The organism is Aeromicrobium duanguangcaii, from assembly GCF_024508295.1.
GTDB classification, from domain to species: Bacteria; Actinomycetota; Actinomycetes; order Propionibacteriales; family Nocardioidaceae; genus Aeromicrobium; species Aeromicrobium duanguangcaii.
In genome coordinates, this window is record NZ_CP101990.1 from 2656019 (window position 1) to 2673503 (window position 17485).

A 17485-nucleotide genomic window follows, 5' to 3' on the forward strand; every position below is an offset into this window, starting at 1 on the left:
GTCACCGAGGTGCGGCGGGGCTTCGGCACGATGTTAGTGTCGAGCCGCGCCGACGGTGCGACCGCGTGGAACCCGAATCCGCACGCCATCGCAGCACCGCGGGCACCGATCGACCCGCTGGGGAGGAACCCGTCGATGACCGACACGAGCGACACGCGCCGCTATGGCCTGAGCCAGCTCGACGTGCTCGAGGCCGAGGCGATCTTCATCATCCGTGAGCTCGTCGCCGAGAACGAGCATCCCGGACTGCTGTTCTCCGGCGGCAAGGACTCCGTCGTCATGCTCAACCTCGCGGTGCGCGCCTTCGCCCCCGGGCCGATTCCCTTCCCGGTCGTGCACATCGACACCGGCCACAACTTCGACGAGGTGCTCGCGTTCCGCGATCACGTCGTCGACCAGCTGGGAGTCCGGCTGATCGTGGGGTCGGTGCAGGAGGCGATCGACGAGGGGTTCGTCCGCGAGGAGCCCAACGGCTCGCGCAACCGCATCCAGACCCCGGTCCTGATCCGCACGGCCGAGCGCCACGGCCTCTCGGCCCTGTTCGGCGGCGCCCGCCGCGACGAGGAGAAGGCCCGCGCCAAGGAGCGCGTCTTCTCCTTCCGCGACGACTTCGGCCAGTGGGACCCCAAGAACCAGCGGCCCGAGCTGTGGAACCTGTACAACGGCCGGATCCACCCGGGCGAGAGCATCCGCTGCTTCCCGCTGTCGAACTGGACCGAGCTGGACATCTGGCAGTACATCGCCCGCGAGAACATCGAGCTGCCGGACATCTACTACGCCAAGGAGCGCGAGGTCTTCCTGCGCGACGGCATGTACTTCACGATCAACCAGCACTGCCAGCCCCGTGACGACGAGGAGGTGTTCGTCGAGTCGGTCCGCTACCGCACCGTCGGCGACGCCACCTTGACCGCGGCGGTCCCCTCGACCGCCGCCACGCCGGAGGAGGTCGTGACCGAGGTCGCGGCCACGCGGATCACCGAGCGCGGCGCGACGCGCGGCGACGACAAGGTCAGTGAGGCCGCGATGGAGGATCGCAAGAAGGAGGGCTACTTCTGATGGACATCCTGCGATTCGCCACGGCCGGCTCGGTCGACGACGGCAAGAGCACGCTCATCGGACGGCTGCTGTTCGACTCCAAGTCGATCTTCACCGATCAGCTCGAGGCCGTCGAGGCCACGAGCGCCAAGCGCGGCGACGAGTACACCGACCTGGCCCTGCTGACCGACGGGCTGCGGGCCGAGCGCGAGCAGGGCATCACGATCGACGTCGCCTACCGCTACTTCTCCACGCCCAAGCGCAAGTTCATCATCGCGGACACCCCCGGGCACACTCAGTACACGCGCAACATGGTCACGGGCGCCTCGACGGCCGATCTGGCGATCATCCTGGTCGACGCGCGCAAGGGCCTGCAGGAGCAGAGCCGGCGCCACGCGACGCTTGTGTCGCTGCTGCGGGTGCCGCACATCGTGCTGGCGATCAACAAGATGGACCTGGTCGACTGGTCCGAGGACGTCTACCGCGAGATCAGCGAGGAGTTCGTCGACTTCGCGGCCCGCCTGGAGTTCACCGACGTCACCACGATCCCGGTCTCGGCCCTGACCGGCGACAACGTCGTCACCCGCTCGGCGCAGATGCCGTGGTACGACGGCCCGTCGCTGCTGCACCACCTCGAGAACGTCTACATCGCCAGTGATCGCAACCTGGTCGACGTGCGCTTCCCGGTGCAGTACGTCATCCGCCCCCAGAACGGTCAGGGCGACTACCGCGCGTTCGCCGGTCAGGTCATCAGCGGCGTCCTGCGCCCGGGCGACGAGGTCCTCATCCTGCCCAGCGGACTGCCGAGCCGGATCAAGGCCATCGACACCGCGAAGGGCGAGCTGACCGAGGCGTTCGCGCCGATGTCGGTGACCGTCCGCCTCGAGGACGAGGTCGACGTCTCCCGTGGCGACATGATCGTGCGGCCGAACAACCAGCCCACCGTCACGCAGGACCTCGACGCCATGGTGTGCTGGATGGACACCGACGCGATGAAGGTCGGCGCGAAGTACGCGATCAAGCACACGACGCGATCGGCGCGGGCGCTGGTCAAGGACATCAAGTACGAGCTCGACGTCAACACGCTGCACCGTCACCAGTCGCCGGGCAGCCTGGGCCTGAACGCGATCGGTCGCGTGGTGCTGCGGACGACGCAGCCGCTCATGGTCGATCCGTACCAGCGCAACCGCCAAGGTGGCGCGTTCATCCTGATCGACGAGGCGACCAACCGGACGGTCGGCGCCGGCACGATCACCGAGCACTGAACACTCCTCGCCATGGCGAGGAGTGCAGCGACGAGGGGGACGACCCGGCGGAGCCCTGCGGAGTCGGGAGTGAGGGCGAGCGGAGCGAGCCCGCTCGGCCCATCAGCCGAAGGTCTCGGCCTCACTGCGCTCGATGTACCCGCGCAGCCGGGTGCTGGAGGTGTGCAGCGTGTACGGGAAGTAGACGACGCGGGCGCCCACGTCCCGCATCGCCTGCTCGAGCCGCTCGCCCTTCGGCGAGCCGCGCCAGTCGTCGCCCTTGAAGATGGCGTCGAAGCTACGGTCGCGCCAGGCCACACGCTTGTCCTCGCTGCGGTCGACGATCACCTCGTCGACGAAGCGCAGGGACGCGACGATCTCGAGGCGCTCGGCCAGCGGCACGACCGGCTCACGGCCCTTGAGGCCCAGGACGTACTCGTCACTGGCCACGCCGACCACGAGCGTGCTGCAGTGCTCGCGGGACCGGCGCAGCAGGTTGAGGTGACCGATGTGGAACATGTCGAACACGCCGCTGGCGTATCCGACCTCCACGGTCTCGACGGCGCTCACCAGGCGCCCTTGCGGTTGACGACCACGGCGATCGTCTTGAGCAGGATCGAGAAGTCCATCCGCAGGTTCCAGTTGTTGACGTACATCAGGTCGAGTCGGATCGACTCGTCCCACGACAACGTGGAGCGGCCGCTGACCTGCCACAACCCGGTCATGCCCGGCTTGACGTGCAGGCGACGCCAGACCCACTGGCTGTACTGCGAGGTCTCGCTCTCGAGAGCCGGCCGCGGACCGACCAGCGCCATGTCGCCGAGCAGCACGTTGAACAGCTGGGGCAGCTCGTCCAGGGACGTCTGGCGCAGCAGGCGGCCGACCCGGGTGACGCGGGGATCCTGCGTCATCTTGAACAGGGGCCCGGAGCCGTCGTTGAGGTCGCGCAGCTCCTCGACGCGCTGGTCGGCGTCGACGACCATCGTGCGGAACTTGAAGATCGTGAACGGCACGCCGTCCTTGCCCGTGCGCTCCTGGCGGTAGATGACCGGCCCGGCGGAGTCGAGCCGGATGGCCAGCGCGATGAGCGCCATGAGCGGAGCGCCCAGGACGACCGCCAGCACGGCCATGGAGCGGTCGAAGAAGGCCTTGGTCGCCTGACCGACGAGGTGGCTGTTCGGCGGATCGAGGGCGAGTGCCAGCTGGTCGCCGACGCGCGTGGGACGGACGAACTCGACGTAGTCGTTCATGTCCGTCAGGACCAGGCACTCGACCTCGGCACGCTGCAGGCCCCAGGCCAGATGGCGCAGGGACGCGTCGCCCAGCGCCTGATCGGCGGTGATGACGACCCGCGCCCCGCGCACGGTGCGCAGCAGCTTGGGGACGTCGCGCACGACGGAGTTCACGGTGGCGCTGCCCAGCGGCAGCGTCGAGTCCCATGTGCAGCGACCGACCACGACCAGGTCGTCGCGGTCCTCCCAGCGCGCGGACAGGCGGTTGACCGCGTCGGCGGGGCCGACCAGCAGGGTCGGGACGCGCCGCATCACGGCACGGTGGACGAGCGCGGACGCGACGATCAGGACGGCCGTGACGCTCAGGACGACGACCGTGGCCCGCAGCTCGGCGGAGATGACGTCCGAGACGACGAGGGTGGCCAGGGCGCCCAGGGCGAGAACGGCCAGGAGCCGCTTCGCGGGGCGCAGCGAGCCGGCCCGCTCGTAGGCCGGCAGCGCGGCGAGACCGAACCCCAGCCAGACGGCGACACCGAGGGTGACCAGGACGAGCGTCCCGGGAGTGAGGCCGACGGCGACGCCGGCGACGACGGTTCCGAGCAGGACGACGAGATGGCCGAAGAAGCCTTGGCGGATCAAGGTGGCGACAGAGGAACGGCCGGTCGGGATGGCAGTGAGCTCGCGGTGCACGGACGGTGATCCGAAATCAGCGTCGCCAGTGATCGGCTCGACCAGTCGCAGCGGTAGGACGACATCATCGCGCCCGTCGATCGCTGAACTCATACCCACTCCCCAATGCGAACCCTCGGTGTCGAGCTGCGGACCCCTCCGCCTCACCTTGCGCTCACGTGCCGTCTCGTGTCTGCGTACCAGCCAAGAGCGTCATCACCCGGCGTCGATACGTGCCCGTGGGCCTCCCCCGCTCGACTCCCGCCACTCGATCTCCCCCGGGCCGGCTTCCCCCACCGACCAGGCACCGAGTGACGCGACACCCCTGCTTTCCCTTGAAAGTAGGGCATTCATGGCGCGTGTGTCCGGGCATTGCACAAATTCACTCTTGTTGACCACGTCACACAGAGTGACACTGTGGGTTACAGGCGAGAATCCGGCGCAATGCAGGAAATCCGGGGAGCATCCGCCCCGAATGCGGAGGTTACCTGCAAACAAGGGGCAAAAGAAAGATCACGGCTCATCTCCGAAAGACCACGTTGTCCCCTCCCGCACCACCCGTCCCGGAGATCCCGCGATGACGACGTGCGACGGCACCTTCTGACCCCGGACGACCGCGCGCAGTCCGACGCAGACGTGCTCGCCGATGTCGACGTGACCGGACACGACGGCCTCGCGACAGAGCCACACGTGGTGCCCGATGGAGATGGTGGCGCCGAAGGGGTTGATCCGCTCCCCCGTGGTCGCGTCCTCCAGCCGGTGCATGTCGTCGGTGGCGATGTAGACCCCCGCCGCCCAGAGCTGATCGCCGGCAGCGACGACCCGGCCGCCGTTGCGCGCGTCCACCACGGGCGACCGCGTGGCCACCAGGGGCCCGTGCAGGACCACGGACGAGCCCGCACCGCAGTAGACCTCACCCGCCGTGAGGATGACGCGCTGGTCGAGGAACACCGTGGCCTCGTCACCGCCGACCAACAGGGAGGTCAGCTGGTCCATCGGGGCGCCGATCACGATCACGGTGTCGCGGAAGTAGAAGGTGGTGAGCGCCTCGACCACGTGATCGGGCAGGCGGGCCCCCTCGGCCGCGTAGAGCGCATTGCCGAGGTCGTTCCACCAGGAGGGCAGCGGCCCGTCCATCCGCCGCCACTCGACCGCCTCCAGCCGATCCGGCTCGACGCCCGCGGCGACCAATCGCGCGCGGTGCTCGTCGGTCAAGGGATCGTCGGTGCGGGTCAGCTGCTGCCACGTCGTCACGGGCCTATCCTCCCGCGCCACCCGCACATCCGGGAGCACTGGGGCGCGCGCCGAGGACATCTCGGGCGTGATCGCGCCGCGGCGCCGCACTACGGCGCCGAGCTGCGCTCGGAGTTCGAACGCCGCATCTTCGACACCGAGGCGCTCGTGCGCTGGCTCGACCACCTACGGCGAGCCCTCCGTGGCCGTCCCCTGGGCCCTGCTGGCGACGGTCGGCATCGCGATCCCCGTGGTGGTGGCAGCCATCGCCTTCGCCACCGCGCCGGTCCAGGCCGAGCAGGGCTCGACCAGCCTGCGCTGAACGCACGGAACCCCGGCACCGAGGTGCCGGGGTTCCGTGTGATGAAGCGGTGGGATCAGAAGCCCATGCCGCCCATGCCACCCATGTCGCCCATGTCCGGCGCGCCGCCACCGGCAGCGGCCGGCTCGGGCTTGTCGGCCACGACGGCCTCGGTCGTGAGGAACAGCGCGGCGATGGACGCGGCGTTCTGCAGCGCCGAGCGCGTCACCTTGGCCGGGTCGATGATGCCCGAGGCGATCATGTCGACGTACTCGCCGGTGGCCGCGTTGAGGCCCAGGCCGGGCTCCAGGTTGGCGACCTTCTCCGCGACGACGCCGCCCTCGAGGCCGGCGTTGACCGCGATCTGCTTGAGCGGGGCCGAGACGGCCAGGCGCACGATGTTGGCGCCGGTGGCCTCGTCACCGGTGAGCTCGAGCTTCTCGAACACGGCCTTGCTGGCCTGGACGAGCGCGACGCCGCCACCGGCGACGATGCCCTCCTCGACGGCTGCCTTGGCGTTGCGGACGGCGTCCTCGATGCGGTGCTTGCGCTCCTTGAGCTCGACCTCCGTGGCCGCGCCGACCTTGATGACGGCCACGCCGCCGGCCAGCTTGGCGAGGCGCTCCTGGAGCTTCTCGCGGTCGTAGTCCGAGTCGCTGTTCTCGATCTCGGCCTTGATCTGGGCCACGCGACCCTGGATCTGGGCCTCGTCGCCGCCACCCTCGACGATGGTCGTCTCGTCCTTGGTGGTGACGACCTTGCGGGCGGTGCCCAGCAGCGTCAGGTCGGCGTTCTCGAGCTTGAGACCGACTTCCTCGCTGATGACCTCGCCACCGGTGAGGATCGCGATGTCGGTGAGCATGGCCTTGCGGCGGTCGCCGAAGCCGGGGGCCTTGATGGCGACCGACTTGAACGTGCCCTTGAGCTTGTTGACGATGAGCGTGGCCAGGGCCTCGCCCTCGACGTCCTCGGCGATGATCGCCAGCGGCTTGCCGGTCTGCATGACCTTCTCCAGCACCGGGACCATGTCCTTCACGGTGCTGATCTTGCTGTTGACGATGAGGATGTACGGATCCTCGAGCACGGTCTCCATGCGCTCGGGGTCGGTGACGAAGTAGCCCGACAGGTGACCCTTGTCGAACCGCATGCCCTCGGTCAGCTCGAGGTCGAGGCCGAACGTGTTCGACTCCTCGACCGTGATGACGCCTTCCTTGCCGACCTTGTCCATGGCCTCGGCGATGATCTCGCCGACCGTGGGGTCAGCGGCCGAGATGGACGCGGTGGAGGCGATCTGCTCCTTGGTCTCGACGTCCTTGGCCATGTCGAGCAGCTGGGCGCTGATGGCCTCGACGGCGGTCTCGATGCCCTTCTTCAGGCCCATCGGGTTGGCACCGGCGGCGACGTTGCGCAGGCCCTCGCGGACGAGCGCCTGAGCCAGGACGGTGGCGGTCGTGGTGCCGTCACCGGCGACGTCGTCGGTCTTCTTGGCGACTTCCTTGACGAGCTCGGCGCCGATCTTCTCGTACGGGTCCTCGAGCTCGATCTCCTTGGCGATGGAGACGCCGTCGTTCGTGATCGTGGGGGCTCCCCACTTCTTCTCGAGGACGACGTTGCGGCCCTTCGGGCCGAGGGTGACCTTCACGGCGTCGGCGAGCTGGTTCATGCCGCGCTCGAGCCCGCGCCGGGCTTCTTCGTTGAATGCGATGGACTTAGCCATGGGTGCGTGTCTCCGACAATGGGTAGAAGTGGATCTAGCACTCTCACTATACGAGTGCTAATCACCACAACTCAAGCCACCCCGCACCGGGGGCGATCCAGCCCGTCAGTGCTGAGGCTGCACGTTCTCGGCCTCGCGTCCCTTGGGACCGTCCACGACCTCCAACTCGACCGTCTGACCGTCCTCGAGGGTCTTGAAGCCGTTGATCGCGATCTTCGACCAGTGGACGAACACGTCGTCCTGGCCGTCGACGGCGATGAAGCCGTAGCCCTTGTCGGAGTTGAACCACTTGACGGTGCCATGCACCATGTGACCACCTGTTCTGCGCGAAAGGCCCGCGGCCGGACCCACTCAAGCGTATCGCCAGCAAGCCCCGCAGTGTGAATCGGATCCGGTCGTCGGCCCTACTGCCCGTGGCTCAACAGCCGCCGGCGACCGCCGGGATGATCGAGATCTGCGTGCCGTCGACCGTGCGGGTGTCCAGACCATCGGCGAAGCGGACATCTTCCTCCGCCACGTACACGTTCACGAAGCGGCGCAGCTTGCCGTCCTCGTCGACGATCCGGGCCCGGATCCCGGGGTAGGACGCCTCGAGCGACTCGATCACGGCGCTGAGGTTCTCGCCCTCGGCGCTGACCTGGGACTCGTCGTTCGTGTAGTTGCGCAAGATGGTGGGGATGCGGACGGAAACGGCCATGGGGATGCTCCTCGAGAAGGGGTGGGTCGGGCGGATCAGGCGATGCCGGCCGCGGTGAAGGCGTCGTAGGTGGGGGCGATGGTGGCGCGTGGGCCGACCGATCCGGCGACGGCGTCGAGCGTCTTGAGTCCGTGACCGGTGTTGATCACGACGGTCTCGAGCGTCGGGTCGAGCTGTCCGGTCTCGACGAGCTTCTTCAGCACGGCCACCGTGGTGCCGCCGGCGGTCTCGGTGAAGATGCCCTCCGTGCGCGCCAGCAGGACGATCGCGTCGCGGATCTGCTCGTCGTCGACCTCCTCGACCGCGCCGTCGGTGGCACGCGCGATGTCGAGCACGTAGACGCCGTCGGCGGGATTGCCGATCGCGAGGGACTTGGCGATGGTGTCGGGCTTGACCGGGCGGATCGCGTCCACGCCGTCCTTGTACGCGGTCGCGACGGGATTGCAGCCCTGCGCCTGCGCGCCGAAGATGCGGCACGGCTTGTCCTCGACCAGGCCCAGTTCGACCAGCTCGCGGAAGGCCTTGTGCACCTTGGTCAGCTGCGAGCCCGAGGCGACCGGGATGACCACCTGGTCCGGCAGCCGCCAGCCCAGCTGCTCTGCGATCTCGTAGCCGAGCGTCTTGGAGCCCTCGGCGTAGAACGGCCGGACGTTCACGTTGACGAACGCCCAGCCCGGATCCTCGCCGGCGATCTCGCTGGCGAGCTTGTTGACGTCGTCGTACGTGCCGTCGACCGCCACCAGGTTGTCCGTGAAGATCGCGGAGTTGACCTGCTTGGGCGTCTCGAGGTCGCTCGGGATGAACACGACCGTGCGGATGCCGGCCCGCGCGCCGGCCGCGGCGACGGCGTTCGCCAGGTTGCCGGTGGAGGGACAGGCGAAGACCGTGCTGCCGAACTCGCGGGCGGCACTGAGCGCACAGGCCACGACGCGGTCCTTGAAGGAGTTCGTCGGGTTGGTGCTGTCGTCCTTGACCCAGAGCTTCGTCAGACCGAGCTCGGCGGCGAGGTTGCGGGCCTCGAGCAGGCGGGTGAAGCCGGGCTCGAGGTTGGGGCTGGACTCGATGTCGTCCGGGACGGGCAGCAGCGCCTTGTAGCGCCAGATGTTCGCCGGCCCGGCCTCGATCTGCTCGCGGGTGACCGTGCCGAAGTCGTAGCCGATCTCGAGGGGTCCGAAGCACTCGTAACAGGCGTAGTGCGGGCCGAGATCGCGCGTGGCTCCGCACTCGCGACACGTCAGACAGGTGGCCCTGCCGAAGGCGCCGTCGCGCAGGGTGAGGGTCTGGTCCGGGGTCGTGAGGCTCACGAAGGCTCCATTCATCTCTCCGGGCCGAAGTTCGACCGCGGACGGAATTAGCACCTGGCCGGTGATCGGCTGGTTGCTGGGGCTTCGTCGGGCCGTGTCCCTCTGCCCCTCGGGATGAGTGGCTTCAGCGTAGGACGGCGTCTCACGATACGTCTACTCCGTCCGGATGTTGAGACGGACGGACGGTACGGCAGGAGCGGCTGCGGATCAGACCGGCACGAGGGAGTCGGCCAGCTCGCTCAGCCACGTCGCGACGGCGTCGGGGCCGTCGAGGACCACGTCCGCCAGCGGCACCAGCGCGTCCTGCTCGGCCGAGGCAGAGCACACCAAGGTGACGTCGACGCCGTCGGCACGCAGGGCGAGTCCCTCCTCGAACGCGGGGAGGTCACCGAGGTCGTCGCCCGCGTACATGACGACGTGGGGCTGGGTCGGCTCGATGGCGTGGCGCAGCGCCTGGCCCTTGTCCGAGCCCGACGCGCGCAGCTCCATGACCTGGCGTCCCGGCTCGACGTGCAGGCCGACCTCTTCGGCGAGCGCCTCGATCTGGGGTCGCAGCTCGTCGAGCAGGCCCGGCGCCACCCCACGCGTGTGCAGCGCGATGGCCAGTCCCTTGTCCTCGACGCGGATGCGCGAGGCGCCGTGCTCCTCGAGCCACGCCGGCAGGCACTCGGCGAGGTCGGAGACCCCCTGCGGGCGGGTGGGCCGGCGGACCTGGCCCGTGGCCGCGTCCCAGCGCTCGGCGCCGTACTGACCGAAGACGACGAGATGCTCCAGACCGGGGCCCTCCTCGAACCGGCCCAGGCGACGGACCTGGTCGACCGGACGGCCGGTGATGATCACGATCGCACCCAGCACGGGACCGAGACGACGCAGCGCGGCGAGCGATGTCGGATGGATGTACGCCGACTCCGGGTCCTCGACGATGGGAGCGAGGGTTCCGTCGAAGTCGAGGGCCAGCAGCATCTGCCCCGGGTCGGTCATGTCTCCATTATGGCGCGGCACGAAAGCTCAGCGGGGGCTGGCCAGCACGACGGTGAGGGACGACGACGACATGTTCGCGGTGGCGGGCATGAGCCGGACGATGCCGAGGTCCTGGCCCAGCAGCGCGGCCTCGGCCTGTCGCCCGGCCGGGTAGTAGACGGTGTCCTGCGGCACGCTGCCGCGCCAGTCCGAGACCGCCGCGACGCTCCAGCCCGCGACCCGCGCCTGGCCGGCGACTCGGGCGGCGAGGCCGCCGATGCCGATCTGGTTGTACACGCCGACCCCGATCGAGCGGGTGGCCGTGGGCTCGACGGTCGGCTCGGTCGTGGGCTTCGGCTTGGGCTTGGGCTTCTTCGTGGCCTTCGCGGTGGGCTCGGACTTCTCGGCCTTCGGCTTCTTGGTCGCCGGGGGCTCGGCGCCCGCGTCCTTCGCGGAGACCTCGGCGGAGGCCGCGGGGGCGTCGTCGCTGCGGACGACGTTGATGATGGCCACGCCGCCGAGAGCACCCAGGACGAGCCAGACCGCCGGCAGGACGATCAGCGACCACGTGGGCCGGGGGCGGCCGACGTCACGGCGATCCTCGGGGCGCTCGGACTCGGGCTGCTGCTCCACCTCAGCGGTCGGAGCCGGTGCGGCGGGCCTGACGCTGACGCTGGCGCTGCGAGCGCAGGCGACGGAGCCGCTTCACGAGCAGGGGGTCGTGCGCGAGCGCCTCCTCGGAGTCGATCAGCGCGTTGAGGATCTGGTAGTAGCGCGTGGCGGTCATGTCGAACTTGTCGCGGATCGCCTGCTCCTTGGCGCCGGCGTACTTCCACCACAGGCGCTCGAGCTCGAGCATCTCGCGGTCGCGATCGGACAATGCGCCCTCGCGGACCACCGGGTCGTGACTCTCCACCGCTGCCATGGCTCGATGGTACCGGCGGAATCACACGCTTGTCATTCGTGTCGGCGAATCGGCGCCCGGGCGCTCGTCACTCCCACGCGCGTGGACCCATTCTCATCTAGGGTGGGCCCATGGCGCCCGAGCAGACCGACTTCCTCGTGATCGCCAACCGCCTCCCCGTGGACCGCCTCGTCGGTCCCGACGGCGAGGTGGCGTGGCGCAAGTCCCCCGGCGGTCTCGTGACCGCCCTCGAACCCGTGATGAAGGTCAAGGGCGGCGCCTGGATCGGCTGGCACGGCGCGTCCGACGAGGACCTGCCCGAGTTCGTGCACGACGGACTGCGCCTCGTGCCGGTCCCGCTGTCCGAGCAGGAGGTCGAGGAGTACTACGAGGGCTTCTCGAACGGCACCCTGTGGCCGCTCTACCACGACGTCGTCGTCACCCCGGAGTATCACCGCGAGTGGTGGGACTCCTACGTCACCGTCAACCGCCGTTTCGCCGAGAAGGCCGCCTCGCTGGCCGCCCCCGGCGCGATCGTGTGGGTCCAGGACTACCAGCTCCAGCTCGTGCCCCAGATGCTGCGCGAGCTGCGACCCGACCTGCTGATCGGGTTCTTCCTGCACATCCCCTTCCCGCCGACCGAGCTGTTCCAGCAGCTGCCGTGGCGCCGCCAGATCCTCGAGGGCCTGCTCGGCGCCGACCTGGTCGGGTTCCAGATGCCCGGCGGCGCCCAGAACTTCGCCCGGCTGGTCCGCCAGCGCGTGGGTCACCGCACCGTCAAGGACACCGTCTTCCTGCCTGACGGCCGCAAGGTCATCGCCAAGGCCTACCCCATCTCGATCGACGCGCGCGGGTTCGAGCAGCTCTCGCGCACCCCCGAGGTCATCGCCCGGGCCCAGGAGATTCGCGACAGCCTCGGCAACCCGCGGCACGTCCTGATCGGCATCGACCGGCTCGACTACACGAAGGGCCTGCCCCAGCGGCTGCGTGCGTTCGGCGAGCTCGTCAGCGACGGCGTGATCGACGTCGACGATGCCGTGTTCGTCCAGGTCGCGACCCCCTCGCGCGAGCGGGTCCACCAGTACCGCGTCCTGCGCGACGACATCAACCGTCTCGTCGGGCGGATCAACGGCGACATGGGGCGCATCGGCCAGCAGCCGATCCAGTACCTGCACGCGTCGTTCCCGCGCGAGGAGATGGCGGCGATGTACCGCGCCGCCGACGTCATGGTCGTCACCCCGCTGCGCGACGGCATGAACCTCGTGGCGAAGGAGTACCTCGCCACCCGCTGGGACGACCGCGGCGCCCTGGTCCTGAGCGAGTTCGCCGGTGCGGCCGGTGAGCTCAAGCAGGCCTTCATGGTGAACCCGCACGACATCAATGGGATGAAGCAGGCCCTGCTCGACGCGATGCGAGCCAGCCCCGTCGAGCTGCGCAAGCGGATGCGCGCCCTGCGCAAGCAGGTCATGGAGAACGACATCGAGCGCTGGGCCAAGACCTTCCTCGATGAGCTCGCGGCGGTCCGCGACCCGGCACCCTCGGACGGGTGACGACGCAGCTCCCGGCGCGGGTCCGGCGCGGCTATGCCCTCGGCAGCGTCGCGACGGGCACGTTCGGCACCGTGCCGGGCCTGCTGCTCCTGCCGTACCTGACCGACACGGTCGGCGTCGGCGCGGCCCTGGCCGGAGTGCTGGTCTTCGCGCCCAAGGCGTGGGACGTCGTGCTCAACCCGATCGCGGGCCGGATCAGCGACCGCTCACGACATCCCGGCGGACGCCGCCGGCCCTTCCTCGTGCGTGCCGGCCTGACGCTGGCCGTGCTGTTCGCCGTCATGTTCGCCGGGCCCACCGAGCCGCAGGCCCTCGGCGCCGCCTGGGTGGCGCTGGCCTTCCTCGGCTGCGCGAGCGCCTACGCCTTCTTCCAGGTGCCGTACGTCGCGATGCCGGCCGAGCTGACCCTGGACTACACCGAGCGGACGCGGCTGATGACGTGGCGCGTCGTCGTCCTGGCGCTGGCGATCCTGGTCTCGGGCGCCACGGCGCCGATCGTCGCCGACGAGCTCGGCCACGGCGCGATGGGCGTGTACGTCGGCGTCGTCATCGCGATCGGCGTGCTGGGCTCGTGGTGGGGCACCCGCGGTGCCCCCGACCACCCCGGTGAGACCGCGACCGGCACGCTCACCGACCAGCTGCGGCTCGTCGGCGCCAACCCGGACTTCCGCGCCGTGCTGCTGACGTTCGTCCTGCAGGCCGCGGCCATCGGCACCGTGCTGGCCGGCGTCGCCTACGTCTCCGACCACCTGCTCGACAGCGCGGCGGCGAACACGCTGCTCTTCGTCGCGTTCGTCGGTCCGGCCCTGCTCGTCACCCCGCTGTGGGAGCGGTACGCCGCGACCCGCGGCAAGCGCTCGGGCTACGTCGTCGCCACCGGCTTCCTGATCGCCGGCATGCTCGCTCTCCTCAGCGCCCACGCCGGCTGGCTCGCCGTCACGTACGTCGCCGCGGCCCTCGTCGGCATCGGGTACGCCGGCGCCCAGGTCTTCCCGATGGCGATGCTGCCCGACGTGGCCGCCGACGACGCGCGGCGCAGCGGCGCGAATCGGGTCGGCGTGTTCACGGGCGTGTGGACCGCCGGTGAGACCCTGGGCCTGGCGCTCGGGCCGGGCATCCTCGCCCTGGCGCTGACGGCGGGGGGTTACGTCTCCTCGACCGGCGACGAGACCGTCACCCAGCCCGACAGCGCACGCCTGGCGATCGCGGTGGGGTTCTCCCTCGTCCCCGCGGCACTGACCGTGCTGAGCCTGGTGCTGCTGCGGGGATACCGCCTCGACGACCGCCTCAGGAGTGCCGATGTCGCCTGACCAGATCCTCGCCGAGCTGGCCGAGCGGCGCCGACAGGACCTGCCCACGCACGGCGGCCGGACCCTGGCCTACGTGTACGACTCGGGCCTCGCCGCTGCCGACGAGGTCGGCCGTCAGGCACTGATCATGTACGCGTCGGCGAACGGGCTGGACCCCACGGCCTTCCCCAGCCTGCTGTCGATGGAGGCGGACCTCGTGGCGTTCGCGCGCCGGCACCTGCACGCCGGGGACGAGGTCGTCGGCACCGTCACCTCCGGCGGGACGGAGTCGATCCTGCTGGCGGTCCAGACCGCCCGTGACGCGGCCGGGGTCGAGCGACCCGCGATGGTCGTGCCCAGCACGATCCATGCGGCGTTCGCCAAGGCGGCGCACTACTTCGGTGTCGAGCTCGTCGCCGTGCCCGTCGGCGCCGAGCACCGCGCCGACGTCCCCGCGATGACCGAGGCCATCGACACCCTCGGCGACCGCGTCGTCCTGGTGGCGGCGTCGACACCGTCCTACGCCCACGGCGTGATCGACCCGATCGAGGAGCTCGCCGCGGTCACCCGCGCGCGCGGACTGCGGCTGCACGTCGACGCCTGCATCGGCGGCTGGATCCTGCCCTGGACCCCGGACGCCGCCCCGTGGGACTTCGCGGTCCCCGGGGTCACGAGCCTCTCGGTCGACCTGCACAAGTACGCGTACACACCCAAGGGCGTGTCCCTGCTGCTGCACGCCGACGCCGGCCTGCGCCGGCCCCAGTTCTTCGCGTACGCCGACTGGCCCGGCTACACGATGCTCAACTCCACGATGCAGTCCACCAAGTCCGGCGGCCCCCTCGCCGCCGCGTGGGCGGTCGTCAATCTGATCGGCTCCGACGGGTACCGCGGGCTGGTCGAGCACACCCTCGCCGGCACGCGCGCGCTGGCCGACGGGATCGAGGCCATCGACCACCTGCACCTGGTCGAGCGGCCGGACACCTCCCTGGTCGCGGTCGGCACCGACGACGCCGTCGACGTCTTCACGATCAGCGACCTCATGCTCGACCGTGGCTGGTTCGTCCAACCCCAGATGCGCTTCGGCGACGAGCCGGCGAACCTGCACCTCACGATCTCGGCGGCCACCGCGGACTCCGTGCCGGAGTTCCTCACGGCCCTGCGCGAGGCCGTCGACGAGGCGGCCCTGGCCGGGCCCGTCCGGATCGACCCCGCCCTGGCGGAGGCCGCGGCGACCCTCGATCCCGACACCCCCGACGACGAGGCGTTCGACGGGCTCCTCGCCCTCGCCGGGCTCGCCGGCGGCGACGGTCAGGTCGCCGTCCCGGACCGCCTGGGACCGGTCAACGCGCTGGTCGACGTCGCTCCCCCGCGGGTGCGCGAGGCGCTCATGGTCGCCTTCCTGGACCGTCTCACGCGCTGAGCCGCCGGGACACCGCCATGACTAGGGTGACCGCGTGACCGAACCGTGGAGGACCCCCGCGACCCTGACCGGAGCGCTCGTGCGGCTCGAGGCCCTGACGGTCGACCACGCGGAGGGTCTCGCCGCCGCGGGCGACGACGACGCCGTCTTCGAGCACCTGCGCGGTTGGGACCCGATGGACGAGGACGTCGCCGCCCAGCGGATCGAGCGGACCCTCGCGAATCCCGCGCTCGTGCCGTGGGCGCAGGTCGACCTGCGCACGGGCGAGGTCGCCGGGATGACCTGCTTCTACGACGTCGACCCCGAGCTGAGGACCGTCGCGATCGGGCACACCTGGATCGGGCGGCGCTTCTGGCGCAGCGGGCTGAACACCGAGGCGAAGCTGCTGCTGCTGACGCGCGCCTTCGACGAGTTCGGCTGCGTGCGGGTCGTGTGGCACACCGACATCCGCAACCAGCGCTCGCAGGACGCGATCGCCCGGCTCGGTGCCCAGCGCGAGGGCGTCCTGCGCAAGCACAAGCTGCGCGACGACGGCTCGTGGCGTGACACCGTGACGTTCTCGATGCTCGACGAGGAGTGGCCGCCGGTCCGGAAGCGACTCCTGGCCGCGCTCGAGCGCTGAGTCAGGCCGAGGCGAGCTTGGCGTTGCGCAGGATCTTCTGCGTGGCCACGGAGAGCAGGAAGGCCGCCGCCATCGCCGAGATCGTGACGGTGAAGGCGGGGGTCGGGCCGCCGGCCCCGAAGGCGCCGTCGGCGGCGCGACCGGCGATCGACGCGCCCGTCGCGTAGCCCAGCCCCGTGGCGCCGGCCATGAAGGTCATGGCGGTGCCGATGCGCGCCGGCGGGACGATGAGGCCGGCCAGCGCGAAGGAGCTGATCAAGTACGGCGCCACGGCGAAGCCCATCACCGCGATGACCGCGACCAGCTGCGGGATGGTGTGCACGAACAGCAGCGGCAGCGCCAGCACGACCATCGCTCCGGACGCCCACAGCATGCGGGTCGCGTAGAGGATGCTGGCGGGCAGCGCGGCCAGCGACAACGCCGCCATCACGCTGCCGATGCCCAGGACGGCGTGGATCAGGCCGGCGACGTCGGGGTGACCCTGATCGGTGGCCAGCACCGTCGTGCCCGACTGGATGCTGCCGAAGAGCATGCCCATGAGGAAGACGGCGGCGGCCAGCGCCACGAAGGCCTTGGTCCACAGCGTCACGCCGTGGGTCGGCGCGTGCTCGCTGCCACGCGGCACGAGCGCGGCCGTCCGGTGCATGGCGAACGACGTGCCGAAGACCAGCAAGAGCACCGCGGCCGCGAGCAGGGCGCCCTCGGCCCCCATGAGGACACCGAGGATGCCGACCAGCGCCGGACCGAGGACGAACGAGGCCTCGTCACCCGCGCCCTCGTAGGAGAACGCCAGGTCGACGAAGCGGTCGACCTCGTCCTTGCGGATGCGGCCCTCGTTGACGCGCAGGGCCAGCACGGGGCGCCAGCGCACGCGGGCCAGCGGGCCGACCTGCGGCATGGCCAGTCCGGTGAGGGCGGCCACGACGATGAGGACGACCGAGGAGACCCCTTGGTTGGCGAAGAACACGATCGAGACCAGACCGAGGGACCCGAAGATCGACTGGACCAGGACGACCGGTCGCTGCCCGATGCGGTCGGCGAGCGCGCCGAAGAACGGGGAGCCGGCGGCGTTGGCGACCGCGAGGGCGCCGGCGGTGGCGCCGGCGATGCCGTAGCGCCCCGTCGCTTGGGCGACCAGCAGCAGCACGCCCATCTGGCTCATCGCCAGCGGGATGCGGCCGAGGAACGCCACGGTCACGAACGAGAGTCCAGCTGCGCCCCAGAGACGGCGGTAGTCAGCGATCGCGGAAGACACAACCAGCCCATGCTACCGGGCCCGCCCCACCTGCACCGCACGACGTGACTCCT

Annotated in this window: 17 protein-coding genes and 1 riboswitch; of the genes, 6 read left to right on the plus strand and 11 right to left on the minus strand. The window is 70.2% G+C overall.

The features are described 5' to 3' along the window. Positions 1-135: 135 nt before the first annotated feature. Entirely contained in the window at positions 136-1056 is a 921-nt protein-coding gene (gene cysD / locus NP095_RS13095) for a sulfate adenylyltransferase subunit CysD (protein ID WP_232419248.1), read from the plus strand. Next, entirely contained in the window at positions 1056-2300 is a 1245-nt protein-coding gene (cysN, locus tag NP095_RS13100) for a sulfate adenylyltransferase subunit CysN (RefSeq protein WP_232419247.1), read from the plus strand. The genes cysD and cysN overlap by 1 nt, the downstream gene beginning before the upstream one ends. Positions 2301-2402: 102 nt before the next feature. Here the strand turns inward: cysN and NP095_RS13105 are convergent, their stop codons facing one another. The 10 genes from NP095_RS13105 to NP095_RS13150 form a co-directional block, all read right to left on the minus strand. Continuing rightward, positions 2403-2849 carry an adenylyltransferase/cytidyltransferase family protein gene (locus NP095_RS13105; protein ID WP_232419246.1) on the minus strand — a complete coding sequence of 149 codons (447 nt, stop codon included), beginning with the start codon at positions 2847-2849 and terminating at the stop codon, positions 2403-2405. After that, entirely contained in the window at positions 2846-4294 is a 1449-nt protein-coding gene (locus NP095_RS13110; protein ID WP_232419245.1) for a sugar transferase, read from the minus strand. Before NP095_RS13110 ends, NP095_RS13105 begins: the two co-directional genes overlap by 4 nt. A 399-nt stretch (positions 4295-4693) precedes the next feature. Next, positions 4694-5434 carry an acyltransferase gene (locus tag NP095_RS13115; RefSeq protein WP_232419244.1) on the minus strand — a complete coding sequence of 247 codons (741 nt, stop codon included), beginning with the start codon at positions 5432-5434 and terminating at the stop codon, positions 4694-4696. Between the two features lie 356 nt (positions 5435-5790). Then, a complete protein-coding gene (gene groL / locus NP095_RS13120; RefSeq protein WP_232419243.1) occupies positions 5791-7431 on the minus strand; it encodes a chaperonin GroEL in 1641 nt (546 codons plus the stop codon). A gap of 105 nt (positions 7432-7536) precedes the next feature. Continuing rightward, positions 7537-7740, minus strand: a complete 204-nt coding sequence (locus NP095_RS13125) for a cold-shock protein (protein WP_154596526.1) — start codon at positions 7738-7740, stop codon at positions 7537-7539. 109 nt (positions 7741-7849) lie between these two features. Then, a complete protein-coding gene (locus tag NP095_RS13130; RefSeq protein ID WP_232419242.1) occupies positions 7850-8128 on the minus strand; it encodes a MoaD/ThiS family protein in 279 nt (92 codons plus the stop codon). A gap of 35 nt (positions 8129-8163) precedes the next feature. Beyond that, positions 8164-9432: a threonine synthase gene (gene thrC, locus NP095_RS13135; RefSeq protein ID WP_256766096.1), complete on the minus strand. Its 1269-nt coding sequence runs from the start codon at positions 9430-9432 to the stop codon at positions 8164-8166. A gap of 8 nt (positions 9433-9440) precedes the next feature. Further along, positions 9441-9553, minus strand: a riboswitch (SAM riboswitch). Positions 9554-9639: 86 nt separating this feature from the next. Continuing rightward, the gene (gene otsB, locus NP095_RS13140) at positions 9640-10413 is read right to left on the minus strand and encodes a trehalose-phosphatase (RefSeq protein WP_232419240.1); all 774 of its coding nucleotides are present in this window, start codon (positions 10411-10413) and stop codon (positions 9640-9642) included. A 27-nt stretch (positions 10414-10440) separates the two neighbouring features. Further along, on the minus strand, positions 10441-11025 hold the full coding sequence (locus NP095_RS13145; protein ID WP_232419239.1) for a LytR C-terminal domain-containing protein: 585 nt from the start codon (positions 11023-11025) through the stop codon (positions 10441-10443). Between the two features lies 1 nt (position 11026). Beyond that, a complete protein-coding gene (locus tag NP095_RS13150; RefSeq protein WP_232419238.1) occupies positions 11027-11317 on the minus strand; it encodes a DUF3263 domain-containing protein in 291 nt (96 codons plus the stop codon). A 110-nt stretch (positions 11318-11427) separates the two neighbouring features. Here NP095_RS13150 and NP095_RS13155 point away from each other — a divergent pair, with 110 nt between their 5' ends. The 4 genes from NP095_RS13155 to NP095_RS13170 are packed head-to-tail and all read left to right on the plus strand — an operon-like array spanning position 11428 to position 16177. Next, entirely contained in the window at positions 11428-12846 is a 1419-nt protein-coding gene (locus tag NP095_RS13155) for an alpha,alpha-trehalose-phosphate synthase (UDP-forming) (RefSeq protein ID WP_232419237.1), read from the plus strand. Then, the gene (locus tag NP095_RS13160; protein ID WP_232419236.1) at positions 12843-14156 is read left to right on the plus strand and encodes an MFS transporter; all 1314 of its coding nucleotides are present in this window, start codon (positions 12843-12845) and stop codon (positions 14154-14156) included. The genes NP095_RS13155 and NP095_RS13160 overlap by 4 nt, the downstream gene beginning before the upstream one ends. Further along, positions 14146-15555 (plus strand): pyridoxal phosphate-dependent decarboxylase family protein, encoded by a 1410-nt coding sequence (locus NP095_RS13165; protein ID WP_232419235.1) that lies wholly within the window; start codon positions 14146-14148, stop codon positions 15553-15555. Before NP095_RS13160 ends, NP095_RS13165 begins: the two co-directional genes overlap by 11 nt. Positions 15556-15589: 34 nt before the next feature. Further along, positions 15590-16177, plus strand: a complete 588-nt coding sequence (locus NP095_RS13170; RefSeq protein ID WP_232419234.1) for a GNAT family N-acetyltransferase — start codon at positions 15590-15592, stop codon at positions 16175-16177. A 1-nt stretch (position 16178) separates the two neighbouring features. On the opposite strand, the gene NP095_RS13175 is transcribed toward NP095_RS13170, so the two are convergent. Continuing rightward, complete coding sequence (locus tag NP095_RS13175; protein ID WP_232419233.1) at positions 16179-17375, minus strand: MFS transporter; 1197 nt, start codon at positions 17373-17375, stop codon at positions 16179-16181. Between the last annotated feature and the right edge of the window lie 110 nt (positions 17376-17485).

Bases quoted from the DNA above. Each gene is read 5' to 3' on its own strand.
- cysD (WP_232419248.1), top strand. From the start codon at position 136: ATGACCGACACGAGCGACACGCGCCGCTATGGCCTGAGCCAGCTCGAC.
- cysN (WP_232419247.1), top strand. From the start codon at position 1,056: ATGGACATCCTGCGATTCGCCACGGCCGGCTCGGTCGACGACGGCAAG.
- NP095_RS13110 (WP_232419245.1), bottom strand. From the start codon at position 4,294: ATGAGTTCAGCGATCGACGGGCGCGATGATGTCGTCCTACCGCTGCGA.
- groL (WP_232419243.1), bottom strand. From the start codon at position 7,431: ATGGCTAAGTCCATCGCATTCAACGAAGAAGCCCGGCGCGGGCTCGAG.
- NP095_RS13125 (WP_154596526.1), bottom strand. From the start codon at position 7,740: ATGGTGCATGGCACCGTCAAGTGGTTCAACTCCGACAAGGGCTACGGC.
- NP095_RS13130 (WP_232419242.1), bottom strand. From the start codon at position 8,128: ATGGCCGTTTCCGTCCGCATCCCCACCATCTTGCGCAACTACACGAAC.
- otsB (WP_232419240.1), bottom strand. From the start codon at position 10,413: ATGACCGACCCGGGGCAGATGCTGCTGGCCCTCGACTTCGACGGAACC.
- NP095_RS13150 (WP_232419238.1), bottom strand. From the start codon at position 11,317: ATGGCAGCGGTGGAGAGTCACGACCCGGTGGTCCGCGAGGGCGCATTG.
- NP095_RS13155 (WP_232419237.1), top strand. From the start codon at position 11,428: ATGGCGCCCGAGCAGACCGACTTCCTCGTGATCGCCAACCGCCTCCCC.
- NP095_RS13165 (WP_232419235.1), top strand. From the start codon at position 14,146: ATGTCGCCTGACCAGATCCTCGCCGAGCTGGCCGAGCGGCGCCGACAG.